Raw genomic sequence first — 16,875 nt, forward strand, 5'->3', positions numbered from 1 at the left:
ACGAAGAACGACATGGCACAACAACTTCCACCGGGCGCAGAAAACGAACAGGCGGTTTCCTGGCTCAGCGATATTTCGCCGAAAGATGTGGCAGCGGGCGGCGACCGTTTCAACAAGTGGTTGCTCAAGATCAGCGGCAATCACATTTCGTTCGAGGATCTCAAAACGGTCGCAAGCGCGGTGCCGATCATCGGCAACCTGATGGCGTTTTACGACGCGGTTTGCGACATCGTGATGATCGTCGAGAAGCGCCACGCCGATCTGCTCGATTACCTTGGGCTCGCGATCAACCTGATCGGGGTCATTCCTGTTCCGCCTCCGCTCGCATCGTTCCGGTTGTCGGCGCGACCGCTGTTGGCGCTCGTGCGCAATCAGTTGCTAGTGTCTCGCGGCAACCTCGGCGCGGCGATCATTTCGGTGCTCGTCACGCATGTCAACGCCGCGGCCGCGACCGAAATCGAAAACTTCTTGAAGACTCTGCAGGACGTTCTTGTCGAACTGCTGAACGACTGCGCGCATAAGGCGCAGGAATTGATGGTCGGTATTGCTGCCGGGCTGGAGCTCGCCCTCAAAGGGCAAATATTCGACAGCAGTACGAACGTGCGACGTACTGCGAAGATCGCTCAGAAGATGGACAAGCGGTCCTGGTACAACCCGATGCTGGTTGTCGACGCGTTCGAGTACGGTTACGAAGGTTCGATCGCGTTGGGGAAGGAAGCCGGGAACGCGACGATCGGGACTGCTGCGAAGCTTGCTCCGGATTCGTGGCTGCAACCGTTTCGCGATATCGTCGCGTTCCTGAAGACCGAGGCGCCGAAAGTCGCGACGGCGATCCGCGATCTGAATGGCAGCGAGGAGGGCAAGATGCTGTGGTTGATCGCGCAAGCGATCGAGGCCGTGGCAAGGGTGCGCGCGCGCGGGAAACTTCATGAAAAGACCGCCGATGTGCCGCCTGGCGGCAAGGGGCGAGCGCAACATGATCGTCCTCAGGAGCCAGCGGGTGCGACCGGACAGCAGGCGCATGCGGAGGGTGCTGGCCAGAGTCCTTGCAAAGGTTGTCAGATCGGTGCATCGACTGGGTCGATCGATTTTTCTTTTGGCGATGAGACCTTCGCGCATACGGACTTCGAACTGCCCGGCGCGTTACCGCTTGTCTGGACGCGTACGTATCGGTCACGTCTTTCCGCATACGACAACGGTGAAGTTGGCGCGCGGTGGCTCACGCCGTACACGACGCGCATCGACGTCGAAGGTGATACCTGGTTCTACCGCGACGCCAGTGGGCGCAGTATTGAATATCGGGCCCTCGCAGCAGGAGGTGTGCATGATGATCTTTCGGAAAACCTGACGCTGTCGCGACTCGACGAAACGTGGACCACGATTGCATACGGCCATGACGAGTTGCACGTGTACGAACGGCGCGGCAATGCGTTCCGGTTGGCGATGCAGAAGGATCGCGCAGGTAACACGATCACGCTCGACTATGACGCGCTCGATCGCCTGGCACGCTTGATCGACGCGAGCGGCAACGTGCTGTCGTTCGAGCATGACAAGCAAGGGCGGATCGTGCTGGTCGAGCAGGTGCTGGAGGACGGTAAGCGGCGCACGCTAGCGAGTTACACCTATGACGAAGCTGGCGATCTCGTGCGCGCAGCCGATCGGTACGGCAACGCATGGAGCTATCAGTACCACCGTCATCTCGTGACGCGTTATACCGATCGAACTGGCCGCGGGATGACGCTCGAATGGGATGGCGCGGATGCCGATAACAACGCGAACGCGAAATGCGTGCGCGAGTATGCGGACGACGGCAGTCTCGATATTCGCCTTGCGTGGCATCCGAACATTCGACTTACGTACGTGACCGATGCGCTCGGTCAGATGACGCGCTATTACTTCAACATCAAGGGGTACGCTTATCGAATCGCGTATCCGGACGGAAGCGAGGAGTGGTTCAAGCGTGACGAGCACAACAATCTGACGCTGCACATTCTGCAGGATGGCAGCATTGAGCAGATGCGTTATGACGCACGGGGGAACCGGACGTGGCATGAGCGTGCCGACGGCAGCATCGTCGAGATGGCATACGATGATAAGGATCGAATGATCCGACTCGTCGATCCGAATGGGCATGTTTGGCAGCGCAAGTACGACGGTTCGGGCAACCTCATCGAAGAAATCGATCCGCTCGAGCATGCGACGAAGTACGAATACAGCGACAAGGGCTTGCCGACGCAAATCATCGATGCGAAGGGCGGCTCGAAGACGCTCGAGTACAACGACGCAGCGCAGCTCACAAGCTATACGGACTGCTCCGGAAAGAAGACGGAGTGGCGCTACGACGATATCGGGCGTGTAATCGAGACAAAGGACGCGGCCGGTGGCGTAGTTGTCTATCGGTACGGCCCGAACGGGCAACCGACCGAAGTTCGCTCGCCTGCTGGCGTCGAGCAGGTCCAATACGATGCTGAAGGCCGCTTGCTCCGTCACACGGATCAGCTCAATCGTTCGACGCGATATGGCTACGACGCGGTCGGCCGCATTGCCAGCCGCGCCGATGCGCTCGGGCAGACGGTTGCGTATCGCTATGACCGCCTCGGGCGCTTGACCGCGCTGACCGATGCGAACCTTGCAACGTACCAGTTTCATTACGATCCGGCGGGAAGGCTGATCGAGGAGGTCAGCTTCGACGGCAAGTCGACGCGCTATCAATACGACAAGGAAAGTGGCAGCCTCGTTTCGGTCGACGAAGCGGGTTGCGTGACGTCGATTGACGTCGACGCAAACGGCCGTCTGATGAGGCGTGTCGCGGGGAAAAGCGAGGAACGGTTTGCCTACGACCGGAGCGGCAGGCTGATCGATGCGGTGAACCGATACAGCCGCGTACAGTTCTTCTTCGATCCGGTTGGTAATCTAGTGCGCGAACATCACGCCTACGATCTGTTCGGCGAAAGACGTAGCTACGTGTGGCATCACGAATACGACGAGCTCGGCAACAGACGGCGTACCGTGCGGCCGGACGGGCATGTGGTTGATTGGTTGATGTACGGTTCGGGTTATGTGCACGGGATGCTGCTTGATGGCGAGGAGCGTGTGCAATTTGAGCGCGATGACCTTCATCGTGAGACGGTACGTGTGCTGTCGAGCAAGGTCGGGCAGCGCACGCACTATGACCCGGCAGGACGCGTCCTGCGGCAGACGATTCAGCGATCGACGTCGCCCGCGCCGCTTGCCGAGCGGCGGTATCGCTATGACGCGGCAGGGCAGTTGTCGCGAATCGAGGACAGCCGCAAGGGCGGGACCGACTATCGATACGATCCTGTCGGACGGTTGATCGAGTCAATCAGTCCGATCGCGAGGGAACGATTTGCGTTCGATCCGGCGAGCAACATCATCGATCCGGTGCGGACTGCGGAGACGCCTGCATCACGTCCGAGCCCGGTACGGCCGGAAAGCACGTTGCCGGTTGAGGTGCCGAAGGTGCTCGGTAACCTGCTGAAGGCGTATGCGGGAATGCATTTCGAGTACGACGCACGCGGGAATCTGGTGCGCAAGCGTACGCCGGCGGGTGAGCAGGAATACGAGTGGGATGAGTTCAACCGCATGCTGTCCGCGCGGGTCGCCGAGACGTCGCGGCAGAGTCAGGCGCGATATTTCTATGACGCGTTCGGTCGACGGATCGCTAAGGAAGTGAACGGTGAGCGGACGGTGTTCGGGTGGGATGGTGATACGCTGGCGTATGAGAGTGATGGCAAGCGCGGCACGCACTATCTGTACGAGCCGAGAACATTTGTGCCGTTGGCGCAATACGTCGCAGAACCGGTCTCGGGCATCGAGACGCCGGAATGGAAGAGCACAGACCGCTACGCACCGGAAGACGATCCGCTGCAGAAGGTGCCGGAGCGACGGGGCGATGGTGCGCTGTTCTATTACCACTGCGACCAGATCGGCACGCCGCAACTTCTTACCGACGACGATGGCGACGTGGTGTGGGAAGCATCGTACCGAGCTTGGGGTGAAGCGCGGGAGGTGATCGCGCGGGCGTCGAAGGCGGCGGGGATCGTAGCGAAGAACCCGTTGCGATTCCAGGGGCAGCAGGCGGATGAGGAGACCGGGCTCCACTATAACTGGCACCGGTACTATGATTCGAGTAGCGGACGGTTCGTATCGAACGACCCGATCGGGCTCGCTGGCGGGATCAACGTCTATCAATACGCATCGAACCCGGTCGAATGGGTCGATCCGTTGGGGTTGGCGCCCCGCCGTCCGGCTCATGAGGCCAGCATTCGGCGAAAAGTCGACTGCCTCAAGTCGCAGGGGTTCCAAGAGCACCACATTATCAGCGACAAGAATTCGCAGACGAAGAACCACCCTCTAATTGCGCTTGCAGGCTTTGACCTTCAATCTCAAGCCAACAAAATCTATCTTCCAGATGACGAAAGCCTTCATCCAACTCGCTCGATCCACAACGGGCGTCATCCGAACATTGTCAGCACAAACTTGTCCAGACAAATGAATGACGCTGTGGCAATAGGAAAGCAGCAGGGCTGGGGCCAGAAGCAGTATGACGAGGCTCTGCGCGGAATCATCGCGCGAGAGCGGGTCGAACTGAAGGCAGGGAGCCGGATGCTCAACAAGAACCATCGACCATGGGCGTGTCCAAACTAAGCGAGGAAATATGACGAAAATCTGGACCACGGAGGCGGACTATCCGGAAAGTCGGATGGCACTCTACGATGAGGCAGCAAATGGGGTGGATCGCTTCGAGTTGCAGGCGGCAAAGCGCCTTGTAAGATCAGATCCATTGGTATTTGAGCTTCCCAAAAAAGGGCTGTCAAAAATTCAAGACTATGGCGTCATCTGGTCGGACATCTTGATTCCGCTCGTAAGTGAAGCGGTGCGTGCTGCGATTGAAGGTCTGGCGGATGACAATGACGTCCAGTTCATCCCGGTAGCTATTAGATCGAACGGAGAGGCTATTGATGGCTCGTACTTTCTTCTCAATCCGATAAGGAAAGTTGACGTGGTTGATCACGATGCTTCTGAGCCGATAGTGGTGAAAGTATCGGGATTTCCTGATGCCAAGGTCGGCTTCAAAAAAATGGTTTTACGCCCCGATTTCTCTGGAAATGGCATTGGTCGGCAATTCGACTCCCCGACATACATTGTCGTAGGGGATCGACTTGCCGACGCTGTATTGTTCGCCACGAAGAAGGGAGTCAGATTCATTACCGGTATCCCGCCGGTCGGTTGATTTCGCCTGGCAGGCGGCATCAACCTTACGTTAGCGGACGAGAGCAGTGAGCGAGGCAGCTCGTACTACGTTTACGAAGCGGGTTCATTCGTGCCGATGGTTCGATACCTCAGCGGTAAGCGGGTTCGAGACGCCGTCGCGTGGCGAATCCGATCGTTACGTACCGGAAGACGATCCGTTGCAACGCTTGCTGGAGCGGGTTGGTGATGCGCACGCTTTCTATTACCACTGTGACCAGATCGGTACGCCGCAATTTTTGACGGACGACGACGGAGACGTCGTATGGGAGGCGTCGTACAAGGTGTGGGGTGAAGCACAGGAGGTAATTGCGCGGGCGTCGAAGGCGGCCGGGGTCGTGCCGAAGAATCCGTTGCGGTTCCAGGGGCAACAAGTTGATGCAGAAACGAGCTTGTACTATGTCCGGAATCGATACTACGATCAGAGAATCGGGCGATTCATATCTCAAGATCCGATAGAGTTGGCAGGTGGTGGGAATTTACAGATTTATGCCCCCACTCCGATTGAGTGGATTGACGCGCTCGGAATCAAATACGTATCCGGTAGTCGGGCCGGCGATCTGCTCGGAAAGGATAAGTCGAATAAGTCGACTCTAAATTTTTTCAAATGGCGGCGCATCATTTGCAGGGGCGGGCTAAAGGAGAAGCGAACGAAATTTTTAGGTGATGATTTTTTGAAAGTTGGCCCTGGAAAATGGCGGAGTTTGGATGGAAAGCGTTAGGTGCGCGTGATCCCCTCAGACTATAGCGGCGGCCATGGAATGGGTATCCCCACCGTGCCGGATATTCCCCATGTCCACTTTGAGTTCCTGCGGCCGATGGGTAATGGAAATCATGTCGTTACAAAGAACGTGTATGTTCCGCTTGATATTGGGAATAAGGATTGTCAATGATGCTGGAGGTGTTGAGAGAATTTGGTGGAATCTCATTCATCTTGGATTTGAAGGAGGGTGAGGTGTTTCTAGGTGCTATCGGTGATCTTAAGGATGGTGAAAAACTTGAAATGGTCGCCAGTGATAGGTCGACCGGCGGGGTCGTTCACTATACGTTTGTAGAGGGGGCAGGCGATGGGTTTAAAAATAAAAACATGAGGCGGAGATTATTCTGTCGGTAGATTCGTGTGAGTACGCTGGGCATAAATTGGAAGAATTGAGGTCGAGAGGGGGATTTTCGACTCCCGAATTCGTGCAGCTCAGTAACCTGAAATCGGCGGGAAAAGTCGTAGATACCTTCCTTGTCCTGAGAAAGTAGATTTGCAAGCACGCGCTGTGGAGTAAGCCAGACTGTGCAGTAAATGGTGCCTATTGACATACTTGCTTAGCAAAAGCGCGGTTTCGATATATTAGGACTCGCGTCGAAGCTCGCGTGTCCGATATGCGGTGATGGCTCACACGGAAGATCGAACAAGCAGGAATGGCTGAAAGCGCTGGCGGACGATCCACGGCAGCCCAGTTGCCGAGACGTCGCGGCAGAGTCAGGCGCGGCATTTCTATGACGCGTTCGGTCGACGTATTGCGAAGGAGTTGAACGGCGAGCGGACGATGTTCGGGTGGGGGGAGCACGCTGGCGTACGAGAGCGACGGTGACCTGCCTGATTTCTTCGGACCGTTTTAATCTTGTCGAACGACCTCGATTGCCTTAGTTGAACAGTATCGCTGCTTAAACTTGTTGGGCGTCAGGTAGGCCAGACTCGAATGCGCCGAATCTGCCGCCATTGCTCAATGACGACCTTGGCTTCGACTCGTGTACGAAACCAGCGTCAGAGAGGTGTCGGCTGTACATATGCAGCGGAGCGTCGGGTTTCATACCGGGCGCTACGCCGAGCTGGTTTTTCTGCAGATGAAACTCGCTGCCATGTAATGCGGGTTGACAATTATTTCTCCAGTATGGGCGTTACGGCTGATATGCCGACTCGTGTGCCAGGGAATAGAAGTAGTTCAACTAGGAGGTGGTGGTGTGAGCAAATGGATTGCAGAGGATATGATCTTTGAGATATCCAAGATATGTGAGTGCTTTTCGAAAAATAATTTCGAAAAATTGATTTCGGATGGGAATTTTGATGCCAAAGAGTCGGAGGGGATTAAGAGGAATATTTTGGAATATCTGTGCGGGGATATTCTGGATGAGGGTGCGCTAAAAAGGATTGGAGTTCCTGATCGAGGCTACATCGTTGGTCACGTGAAGTTGTATGAAATTGATCCGGGGGCGCCATCGGAATCCAGTAAGAGGCTGCAGCTCGATATAATAATAGATGGCGTTGAAAGTGATCTTACTCTTATTATGCATGCATATAAGAAGGGTAAGGGGGATGGGATTTTTATTTACGATGCTCTAGCTTTGTAGGACCGACTTGCTATCGAATAAAAATGGAGGCTTTGCGTTTCCGGATTGTTATCATTCGATAGGGCGCGCAATCGCTCAGTCGAAGTGATGAGGATACTTGTCGATTGGCGTGAATTGTATGCTGGCGAGTAAAAATTTCTGATATTGGCGTAAAGTGGGTCATCTTCGCTATTTTTATTGAATTTGGTTCGTGAGAGGCTGGCGATTGCGTGCGACTTCGATTCGGATCTGATCACCATATGTGTTTATTGGGCTAGGGAACCTGATGAGGAGGATGGTGAGGTCATAGATGTGGTGATCACGGAAGTCGTAGTATCTTGCCCGCAGTTCAATTGGCAAAAAGTAGAGATTTCAAAAAAGTAGTGAGCCGATTGGGAAATTGAGGTTGTATAAGGGATGGATTTTTTCTCGATATGGGGGATGGCTGATGTATATGTGGGATGCAGGTTTCAAGTGGTGCTCAGGAAGAGCGCGCTCCATGCGAACCATTCTCGTGTCTTTCCTTCTTCTCTCGCTCGCGACGACGTCATATGCCGACGACTTCCGACCAAGAGCCGCCGCAGCCCCTGATCTGGCTCGTCCAAAGCTCTTCAAATCCAACGGTTTGAGCTTCCAGCTCCCGAGGGACTGGAGCGTTACGGCGAACGATCCGCTCCAGGACAGCGACGGCCGAGGAGTCAGTATCCAAGCCGACAAATCGGCATTCGAAGTACTGAATCTGGACGTGGTTGTTCAGGTGTTGCGAACGAAGGTCGCACCTTCGTTCGAAGGTACTGCGCAGTACCTGTACCAGAGCCAGGTGGACGACAAGCCCACCCAGTACACGAAGCCGGACTTCATGCCGTTCATGTTGAGCGGTAAATATCCGGCACTTGCTTCACGCTATACGCACACGATCTTCAATCAAGACGAGCTCTACGCGCACCGTCTCGATCTCGTCACCAGCAAGGTCTGCGGCAAGGGCTGGACCTGCGTAGTCCTCTCGTCCGGATTGGCTGCGAACGAGGGCGCCGCCAAGCAGGGCATGGCCAAGATCTATGAAACGATCCGCTACCAACCCTGAAGGGCAATCCGACGCGGGAAATTAGACTCGATCTCGAATGGTGGTATCGCGTCCGTTCACTGACCGACAGGAACCACCGAGTCCACTATGCGCATACGGAATTGGCATAATCACGGCTCGCTGATACGAGCGCCGCGACGCAGGCACTTTCGTGCACCTGCCACATCGCCGCTCCTGCGCATTGACTCCAGTCCAGTTACTACCGCAATACCCATGTCGACCACCACCACGACCGAAGTGTCGCTACAACACATTCTCGAACACCCCGGAGATTTCTCCGGATGGCTCTGCCTGCCGCCGACGCCGTGGACGCTCGATACAGAGGGGGCATTCACCGAAGACGCTGACGACCCCGAGACCGACACGGCACCCGCCTCTGTGCCGCACCCCGGCTGGCGCGTCACGCTCGACAGTGCGACGATCGAGGACATCGTGATCAACGCGCACGATCAGGTCGACGAACCGAGCGTCGCACAATTGCTCGACGCGTTTGTCTTCTACGTCGAGAACGACGCATTTATCCTGTTCTGAAGAGACGCTGGCGAATGCGAACGACGACAGTGATCGAGGAAACAACCGTCGGCAACCGTTCGTACGTGACGGAAGCGCTGTGCGACGACCCCACGCAGGCAATCGCGGCCGTCGAACGACTGAACGGCCGCGATCGCTCGACCGTCGCCTTCGACGCGAACAACGCAACGGTGATGACGATTGGCGGCGGCCACGACGGCCGATACGTCGTCTTCATCGTATCGGAGATCGATGCCGCGTCGCTGAACCTGACGACGCTCGAAGCACCCGCAGACGAAACGATCGAACTCGTGGCAGGCGGCCAGCGAGGCAGCTATCCGGCGCGGCAGTGCGTCGACCGTGCAACGGCGACGCAGGCGGCAGCCTATTTCGTATCGACCGGCGGCGCCGATCCGCGGTTATGCTGGCAACCCGGCTGACTCGCTGCACGACAGCCAGGAAATAAACGTGGCCGAAAATCGGACAGCGTTGCGCGCGCAACAGGAAGCGATTTGCGCACGCTAAAACAAAAAAGGACCGCCCGGCGGTCCTTTTTCCATGAAGCGGCATTCGAAAAACACGCGCCCCTCAAGGCAACGAAATCGTCAAATTAGCCGACTCCGGGCCCACCTTGATGACTTGCGAATAAGGCGCCAACGCCTGCAGCGTCTTGTCCTTGAGATACGTATTGAGCCCGAGATACCCGAGCAGCGCGACAAGCGCAAAAACCGCCCCGATCGCCCAAACCGGAACCTCACGCTTCAACCGATGCGCGATCTGATCCGGCAGCGGCCAATGCGGCGCGAACGGCGCCCGCTTGCCTTTCATATGCGCGATTTCATCGCCCAGCCGTGCGGTGAGGTACGCGAGCTTCTCCGGCCCCTCGAGCAGATACTTGCCCTGGAACCCGAGCAGCAGGCACATATGGAACACCTCGAGCGACTGCAGCCGCGCCGCGCCCTGCGCGCGGCACTCCTCGAGATACTGATAGAACTTCTCGCCCGCGAGCTGCTCGCCGAACAGCACGAGCTGCAGCGGCCGGCGTTCCCAGTCCGCGCGGATCTTGAACTGCGACGACAGCACCATTTCGTCGATGGCCGCGCAGAACGCGAACTTCGCACCGTACACATCCTCGGCGGCGATATTCAGCTTCTTCGCGCCGCGCTCGAAATCCGACAGGAATTCCTGGATCCGCGTGCTGAACTCGCCGGCGCTGTCCGGTTCCCGCTTGTTCTTGAGCAGGAACAGCATGAAGAAGCCGTCGTACAACAGGTCGAGCAGCGAACGCGCCTGGAACGCGGAGTCCGTCGACGCCGGGGTATGCATGGGTGCCGGCGCGTTGTCGCCGAACAGGGAAGGCGCGTAGCTCATGATGTGACCGCGATCAGTTCGAATTTCAGGTCATTGATGCCAGTCGGCGCATAGATCATCGCGGACTGGGCCTGCAGCATGCGCTCGTACAGCGGGCTGCGCGAATCGAGCGCGAAGTAGCACGCGCCGGGTCGCACAGGAATCGCGGGCGGCACCTGCGGCGTGTACGACAGCCGCACGCCGGGCATCGCCGACAGCACGAGCTTGTCGACGTCGTCGGGCGCACCGACCTTGAAGCGGGCCGGCACGGCATCGACGAGCTCGACGCTCGGCATGTCCGCGGACACGGCCAGGTAGAACTCGGTCTTGTCGTCGATCTTGCCCGAATCGAGGCGGCCGAGGTGGAACGACGGACGCACCTCGTCGAGCGTGATCGCGAAGTAGCGCGTCGAGATCACGGTATCGAGCAGCTCGCGCAGCATCAGGTCGAGACGCGCAAAACTCGGTCCAGGATCGTCGTGGCGGTAGACGGGCAGGTCGGCGAGCGTATAGCCCTTCGAGAACGTCATCAGCTGGCCCGCGAGGCGCAGCAGTTCCTGGAACAGCCGCTCCGGATGCAGCGCCGCGTGCTGGTGCAGGTGCGCGAGCGTCGCGAAAGCGGCGTTCGCGGTATGCAGCAGCCAGAACGACGCGATGTCGCCGGAACGGAATTCGATGATGTTCTTCGACGGCTCGCGGTGGAAACCGTACAGCGCGTTCACCTTCGCCTGCAGCGCATCGACGAGCTGGCGCAGCCGCTGGTGCAGGATCGGCGACGCGTCGATCGCGAGGCACGGCGGCACGAAGCTGTCGTCGATCTCGAAACCGGACGTCGCGGTGCGGCGCACGCGGACGAGCGGCACTGACAGCAACTGGTCGCGCGGTTCGCTGTGCGCGATCAGCTTGACCTGCGTCTTCAGGAACGTGATGTCGGCTTCCGCCGCATCGGTGAAGTTGTCGGCGACGCTCGTCTGCTCGCTGACGAAGCGCGTCATGAAGCCGGCGGCCGGATCGTCGCTGTAATTCGTGCCGTTCTCGCGCAGCGGGTGCAGCGCGAGATAGAACACGAATTCGTTGATGCCGTCGGGCAGCGTATCCAGCGCGATCGGCGGCGGCAAGTCGTCGGCCTGCGGCGCGGCATACAGCGCGCCGTCGGGGAACACGAGCGCGAGTTCCGCCACCCGCAGCACGTTGCTGCCGAGCGCGTCGCGGTCGATGCGCACCGAGCGCACGCCCCAGTTGTAAGGCTGGATCGCCTGGATGGACTCGAACAGGCGCGCCTCGTGGTACGCGTCCTGTCGCTGAAAGTGTTGAGGCCGGAGGAACAGCCCTTCCCCCCACAGCACCTTGGCCGAATAACTCATGTCAAATCCGGTTAATGTGGCGTTGCGATGTCATCGATTGGTCGTGCCCGAATAAAATCGCCAATTGTTAACTCTTGTTAATTGACATTCGTGCGACATGTTTAACCGCAGGACACCGAAGAAAGCATATTCAGCGGTTGTGAAGGCGCACCCTGCTGCGGTGCAATGACAGTGCCATCGGTGACCGTCATCGCGCAATTATGCAGGCCGATGATTATGCCGGATTTCTCCGACTTCGCCGGATCGAACGTCAGTTTCCATCGCTGGAGTGCGGGATCACGGAACAGCGCGACGATGCCGAACGCCTGCGCTTCGCGTGAAACCTTCTCGGTCGCCGTATAGCGCTGGCCCGGAATCAGCGTGATTTCACGCACGTTCAACAGGTCGGCGCCGAGTGCGGCTTTTTCCTTGGTCGGATCGGTAAAGGCGTCGAACGGCGCTTGCTGGAACGACGTCGGGTCCTTCAGCGCGTAGAGCCGGACGACGAGCGCGAGCGGCTTGTGGTCGGTCGCGGCATTCAGGTTCGGCGCGGCGGCCAGCGTCAGTCCGATATTGCGCGGCGGCTTCTGCGCGTCCGGCACCTCGGGCTTGCCGATACCGGCCGCGGACATCACGGCGCTCGCGGCTGAGCCGAGCAGCGGAGCGGCCGCGCATCCGGCCAGGAGGGTGCACACAACCAGCGGCAGCGCGTAGCGAATCATGGACGATCTCATCGTGTTTCCGGCGTGCCGCCTTTATCCCTGTCAATTCTGCCGGGTATTTCCGCGTTCGCTGCGTATCCCCGGCGTTGCATTGTTCAACTATTAAGCGCGCCTGCGTCTCGGCAGACGTTCGGAAATTTTTTCCGCCACCCCGGCGGTGCGTCGTGCGGCCAGTAAAACTTGCGCGTCCCGGCCGAAAGGAAAACCGCCGCGAACCCGCAGCGATAGGCCATTCGAGGGGGTAGCGCCCGGTTTTAAAAGGAATTACTCTTCACACGACGATTGAATTATGAAAAATTGATCGGTACTATACCCGCGCGCTTCTTGCAAAGCAAAAGAACCAGATTCTCAACGATTTAAAACTCACGCGCCGGTGGATATAACGATGAAAGACCGTCTCTTCGCAAAACTGTCTGGGGTAGTAGTGGCTTGCGGCGTGATCGCCGGTTGTGCGAGCCAGCCGTCCGCGCCGCCGACCGCCGAGGTGTTCAACAAGTCGCTGGCCGATGCAGACGCCGTTGCGAAGGCAGGGGACCAGGACAAGGCGCTCGGCCTCTACCAGCAGCTCGCGAAGTCGGATCCGACGCGCGAGGAGCCGTGGTCGCGCATCGCGCAGATCCAGTTCGCGCAGAACCACTACGGCCAGGCGATCGTCGCCGCCCAGGAAGCGCTGCAGCGCGACGCGACCGACCGCCAGGCGAAGAGCGTGCTGGCCGTCGCCGGCCTGCGGATCGCGACGCAATCGCTCGGCGAACTGCGCCAGGATTCGTCGCTCGCGGGCGACGCGAAGTCCGATGCGCAGGCGCTGGCGAAGCAGCTGCGCGACACGCTGGGCGAATCGGCGCTGTTCCCGCCGGAAACGAAGGCCGTGAAGCCGCGCCCGCCGCGCCGCGTCGTCCATCGTCCGAAGGGCGGTGCCGCAGCGGCCACCGAAGCGACGGCGGCCACCACGCCGACGCCGCCCACCACGCCGCAAAAGGGCGGCGCCGATCCGTTCGGCGCACTGCGCAACTGAAACCGCAACTGACGCGATAACCACAACTAACCTGGGAGCCGTCGAGATGGCCAAGAAAGAAAGCATTCAGAAAAGCTTGCAGAAAATACGGCCGCCGCGCGTCCAGCTCACCTACGAGGTCGAGAAGGGCGATGCGATCGAGGTGAAGGAACTGCCGTTCGTCGTCGGGGTCGTCGGCGATCTGGCGGGCCAGTCCGAAATCGAACAGCCGAAGCTGCGCGATCGTAAATTCGTCAACATCGACCGCGACAATTTCGACGACGTGATGAAGGCGATCGAGCCGCGCGCCGCGTTCCAGGTGGAAAACCGCCTGAGCCCGGAAGGCGGCAAGTTCGCGGTCGACCTGAAGTTCCGCTCGCTGTCGGATTTCAGCCCGGACGAAGTCGTCGAACAGGTCGAGCCGCTGCGCCGCCTGCTCGAGGCGCGCTCGAAGCTCGCCGACCTGCGCAACAAGCTCGCCGGCAACGACAAGCTCGAGGATCTGCTGTCCGAGGTGCTGAAGAACACGCAGCAGCTGCAGGAGCTCGCGAAGGGCACCGGCGGCGACAAAGACGGCGAATGACGACGGAGTGTTGAGATGAACCAGCAAACGGCTGCGGCCCAAGCGAGCGGCGCGGAATACGCCGCCGGGACTTCGCTGCTCGACGACATCGTCGAGAAGAGCAAGGTCGCGAAATCCGATTCCGAGCACGCACGCGCGAAGGACCTGATCGGCGAACTCGTGCACCAGGTGCTCGACGGCACGGTGATCGTGTCGGACAACCTGTCGGCCACGATCGACGCGCGCGTCGCGGAGCTCGACCGCCTGATCTCCACGCAGCTTTCCGCGGTGATGCATGCGCCGGAATTCCAGCGCCTCGAGAGCACGTGGCGCGGGATGGACTACCTGGTCAAGGAAAGCAACACGGGCCAGACGATCAAGATCAAGGCGCTGCACGCACCGAAGCGCGACCTCGTGCGCGACTTCAAGGGCGCGAGCGAGTTCGACCAGAGCGCGCTGTTCAAGAAGGTCTACGAAGAAGAATTCGGCACGTTCGGCGGCTCGCCGTTCGGCGCGCTGGTCGGTGATTACGAGATCTCGCGCCAGCCGGAAGACCTGTACTTCATCGAGCAGATGTCGCGCGTCGCGGCAGCCGCCCATGCGCCGTTCATCGCATCGGCGTCGCCGGAGCTGCTGGGCCTCGAGTCGTTCGCCGACCTCGGCAAGCCGCGCGATCTCGCGAAGGTGTTCGACACGGTCGAATATGCGAAGTGGAAGTCGTTCCGCGATTCGGAAGATTCGCGCTACGTCGGCCTGACGCTGCCGCGCTTCCTCGGCCGCCTGCCGTTCAATCCGAAGGACGGCCAGACCGCCGAACGCTTCAACTTCGTCGAGGACGTCGACGGCACCGACCACGACAAATACCTGTGGTGCAACGCGTCGTGGGCCTTCGCAGCCCGCCTGACGGCCGCGTTCGACGACTTCGGCTGGTGCGCGGCGATCCGCGGCGTCGAAGGCGGCGGCCTCGTCGAGGACCTGCCGACCCACACGTTCAAGACCGACGACGGCGAAGTCGCGCTGAAGTGCCCGACCGAGATCGCGATCACCGATCGCCGCGAGAAGGAGCTGAGCGACCTCGGCTTCATCCCGCTCGTCCATTGCAAGAATTCCGATTACGCCGCGTTCTTCGCCGCGCAGTCGGTGCAGAAAGCGAAGAAATACAGCACCGACAGCGCCAACGCGAACGCCGTTCTGTCCGCGCAGCTTCAATACATCTTCTCGGTATCGCGCGTCGCGCACTACCTGAAGGCGATGATGCGCGACAAGATCGGCAGCTTCGCATCGGCGCAGAACGTGGAGACATTCCTCAACCGGTGGATTTCGCAGTACGTCCTGCTCGACGACAACGCGTCGCAGGAGCAAAAGGCGCAATTCCCGCTGCGCGAGGCTTCCATACAAGTGTCGGAGATTCCGGGGAAGCCGGGCTCGTATCGTTCGGTCGCGTTCCTGCGCCCGCACTTTCAGCTCGACGAACTCTCGATTTCTCTGCGACTTGTCGCTGATCTGCCCAAATCGGCAAATTCATAAGCGAGCAAAATCGCCCGGGCGGGCCGCCTGGGTAGGACGTTAAAACCACCTCTTTGGGGAGTAGAAGGGCCATGTTACACATTCACTTGCAATTTGGTAGCCCGGCAGTCAAGGGCGAGTCGGCTGACAAGGATCACCAAGGCTGGCTCGAGCTGAAGTCGTGGGATCACTCGATCCTGCAGCCGCGTTCGGCAACGGCGTCGTCGGCCGGCGGCCTGACGCAAACGCGTTGCGAACACGGCGACATGGTGTTCTCGAAGGAAATCGATTCTTCGAGCCCGCTGCTGTACCAGCACGCGTCGGGCGGCACGACGTTCGACGAAGTGACGATCCATTTCTCGCGCGCTGACGGTGAAGGCAAGCGCGTGCAGTATCTGGAAGTCAAGCTGAAGTACGTGATCATCTCGAGCATCGCGCCGAGCGTCCGCGAGGAAGGTCTGCCGATCGAGACGTTCTCGCTGAAGTACGCAGCCGTGCAGTGGAAGCAGACCCAGCAGAAGATCGGCGGCAACCAGGGCGGCAACACGCAGGGCGCCTGGAGCCTGACGAAGAACGACAAGACCTACGCGGTCTAAGGTCGGTTGCGGCAACGGGGCGCACGGCGTCCCGTTGCCGTTTTCGCTGTGCATGCCGGCCGATGAAACGATTCGAACCCAGTTTTCTCGACAAGCTGTTCGACGACGAACCGCACCTGCCGGCCTCGGCAGCGATGCGGCAATTGTCGCTGGACGAGCTCAAGAACACGGTCGCCCGCGACGTCGAGGCGATCCTCAACACGCGCATCGCGCACACCGAGAGCGAGCTGGCGACGCTACCCGAATGCCAGAAATCGGTGCTGACCTATGGGCTGAACGATTTTGCGGGGCTGAGCCTCGCGAGCCACTACGATCGCGCATTCATCTGCAAGTCGATCCAGCAGGCCATCGCGCGCCATGAGCCGCGCCTGCAGCAGGTGCAGGTGACGTTCGAGCTGAACGAGCAGGCCACCAACGCGCTCTACTTCGCGATCCAGGCGCTGCTCGTCGTGCATCCGGCCGAGGAGCCGGTGAATTTCGACGCGATGCTGCAACCGTCGACGCTGCAGTATTCGGTCACGCGCGCACGCGCTGCAAGAATGCAGTAAATCATGCCGCCGAGCGGGCCGGACCGCCCGGTGGTGGATCAGGGTCCGGCAGGAAATATTGAGGTTC

At 59.3% G+C, this 16,875-nt stretch carries 16 protein-coding genes and 3 pseudogenes; 15 read left to right on the forward strand and 4 right to left on the reverse strand.

What is annotated here, in order from left to right:
• Positions 1 to 12 precede the first annotated feature (12 nt).
• The 5 genes and pseudogenes from AC5LXX_RS01995 to AC5LXX_RS02015 all read left to right on the forward strand — a co-directional run.
• Positions 13 to 4,668: an RHS repeat-associated core domain-containing protein gene (locus AC5LXX_RS01995; protein ID WP_493410324.1), complete on the forward strand. Its 4,656-nt coding sequence runs from the start codon at positions 13 to 15 to the stop codon at positions 4,666 to 4,668.
• A gap of 55 nt (positions 4,669 to 4,723) precedes the next feature.
• On the forward strand, positions 4,724 to 5,254 hold the full coding sequence (locus AC5LXX_RS02000; RefSeq protein WP_493410325.1) for an imm11 family protein: 531 nt from the start codon (positions 4,724 to 4,726) through the stop codon (positions 5,252 to 5,254).
• 27 nt (positions 5,255 to 5,281) lie between these two features.
• Positions 5,282 to 5,804, forward strand: a pseudogene (locus tag AC5LXX_RS02005) (RHS repeat domain-containing protein); the annotation flags it as partial.
• Between the two features lie 356 nt (positions 5,805 to 6,160).
• Positions 6,161 to 6,385 carry a hypothetical protein gene (locus tag AC5LXX_RS02010; protein ID WP_493410326.1) on the forward strand — a complete coding sequence of 75 codons (225 nt, stop codon included), beginning with the start codon at positions 6,161 to 6,163 and terminating at the stop codon, positions 6,383 to 6,385.
• 337 nt (positions 6,386 to 6,722) lie between these two features.
• Positions 6,723 to 6,858: pseudogene (locus AC5LXX_RS02015) on the forward strand (RHS repeat-associated core domain-containing protein); the annotation flags it as partial.
• A gap of 23 nt (positions 6,859 to 6,881) precedes the next feature.
• On the opposite strand, the pseudogene AC5LXX_RS02020 reads toward AC5LXX_RS02015, so the two are convergent.
• Positions 6,882 to 7,027: pseudogene (locus AC5LXX_RS02020) on the reverse strand (integrase core domain-containing protein); the annotation flags it as partial.
• Positions 7,028 to 7,227: 200 nt separating this feature from the next.
• Here AC5LXX_RS02020 and AC5LXX_RS02025 point away from each other — a divergent pair.
• The 5 genes from AC5LXX_RS02025 (at position 7,228) to AC5LXX_RS02045 (ending at position 9,627) form a co-directional block, all read left to right on the forward strand.
• A complete protein-coding gene (locus AC5LXX_RS02025) occupies positions 7,228 to 7,614 on the forward strand; it encodes a hypothetical protein (RefSeq protein ID WP_493410327.1) in 387 nt (128 codons plus the stop codon).
• Between the two features lie 183 nt (positions 7,615 to 7,797).
• Positions 7,798 to 7,977, forward strand: coding sequence for a MafI2 family immunity protein (locus AC5LXX_RS02030; protein WP_493411080.1), 180 nt, complete (start codon positions 7,798 to 7,800; stop codon positions 7,975 to 7,977).
• 115 nt (positions 7,978 to 8,092) lie between these two features.
• Positions 8,093 to 8,677, forward strand: a complete 585-nt coding sequence (locus tag AC5LXX_RS02035; protein WP_493410328.1) for a hypothetical protein — start codon at positions 8,093 to 8,095, stop codon at positions 8,675 to 8,677.
• Positions 8,678 to 8,890: 213 nt separating this feature from the next.
• Complete coding sequence (locus AC5LXX_RS02040; RefSeq protein WP_493410329.1) at positions 8,891 to 9,208, forward strand: DUF7716 domain-containing protein; 318 nt, start codon at positions 8,891 to 8,893, stop codon at positions 9,206 to 9,208.
• A 14-nt stretch (positions 9,209 to 9,222) separates the two neighbouring features.
• Positions 9,223 to 9,627 carry an Imm1 family immunity protein gene (locus AC5LXX_RS02045; protein ID WP_493410330.1) on the forward strand — a complete coding sequence of 135 codons (405 nt, stop codon included), beginning with the start codon at positions 9,223 to 9,225 and terminating at the stop codon, positions 9,625 to 9,627.
• A 148-nt stretch (positions 9,628 to 9,775) separates the two neighbouring features.
• Here AC5LXX_RS02045 and icmH read toward each other — a convergent pair whose 3' ends face one another.
• The 3 genes from icmH to tssJ all read right to left on the reverse strand — a co-directional run bounded on the left by icmH (position 9,776) and on the right by tssJ (position 12,602).
• Positions 9,776 to 10,558: a type IVB secretion system protein IcmH/DotU gene (icmH, locus tag AC5LXX_RS02050; protein WP_493402172.1), complete on the reverse strand. Its 783-nt coding sequence runs from the start codon at positions 10,556 to 10,558 to the stop codon at positions 9,776 to 9,778.
• On the reverse strand, positions 10,555 to 11,901 hold the full coding sequence (tssK, locus tag AC5LXX_RS02055) for a type VI secretion system baseplate subunit TssK (RefSeq protein WP_089466526.1): 1,347 nt from the start codon (positions 11,899 to 11,901) through the stop codon (positions 10,555 to 10,557). Before tssK ends, icmH begins: the two co-directional genes overlap by 4 nt.
• A 101-nt stretch (positions 11,902 to 12,002) precedes the next feature.
• Positions 12,003 to 12,602: a type VI secretion system lipoprotein TssJ gene (gene tssJ / locus AC5LXX_RS02060; RefSeq protein WP_493410331.1), complete on the reverse strand. Its 600-nt coding sequence runs from the start codon at positions 12,600 to 12,602 to the stop codon at positions 12,003 to 12,005.
• A gap of 385 nt (positions 12,603 to 12,987) precedes the next feature.
• On the opposite strand from tssJ, the gene AC5LXX_RS02065 reads away from it, so the two are divergent.
• The 5 genes from AC5LXX_RS02065 (at position 12,988) to tssE (ending at position 16,808) form a co-directional block, all read left to right on the forward strand.
• On the forward strand, positions 12,988 to 13,617 hold the full coding sequence (locus AC5LXX_RS02065) for a tetratricopeptide repeat protein (RefSeq protein ID WP_493410332.1): 630 nt from the start codon (positions 12,988 to 12,990) through the stop codon (positions 13,615 to 13,617).
• 46 nt (positions 13,618 to 13,663) lie between these two features.
• Complete coding sequence (gene tssB, locus AC5LXX_RS02070) at positions 13,664 to 14,179, forward strand: type VI secretion system contractile sheath small subunit (protein ID WP_006484395.1); 516 nt, start codon at positions 13,664 to 13,666, stop codon at positions 14,177 to 14,179.
• Between the two features lie 15 nt (positions 14,180 to 14,194).
• On the forward strand, positions 14,195 to 15,685 hold the full coding sequence (tssC, locus tag AC5LXX_RS02075; protein WP_124453260.1) for a type VI secretion system contractile sheath large subunit: 1,491 nt from the start codon (positions 14,195 to 14,197) through the stop codon (positions 15,683 to 15,685).
• A gap of 71 nt (positions 15,686 to 15,756) precedes the next feature.
• Positions 15,757 to 16,260 carry an Hcp family type VI secretion system effector gene (locus AC5LXX_RS02080; RefSeq protein WP_124453258.1) on the forward strand — a complete coding sequence of 168 codons (504 nt, stop codon included), beginning with the start codon at positions 15,757 to 15,759 and terminating at the stop codon, positions 16,258 to 16,260.
• A 62-nt stretch (positions 16,261 to 16,322) separates the two neighbouring features.
• Complete coding sequence (gene tssE / locus AC5LXX_RS02085; RefSeq protein WP_493410333.1) at positions 16,323 to 16,808, forward strand: type VI secretion system baseplate subunit TssE; 486 nt, start codon at positions 16,323 to 16,325, stop codon at positions 16,806 to 16,808.
• Positions 16,809 to 16,875 lie beyond the last annotated feature (67 nt).

This window comes from Burkholderia torrens, from assembly GCF_984668525.1.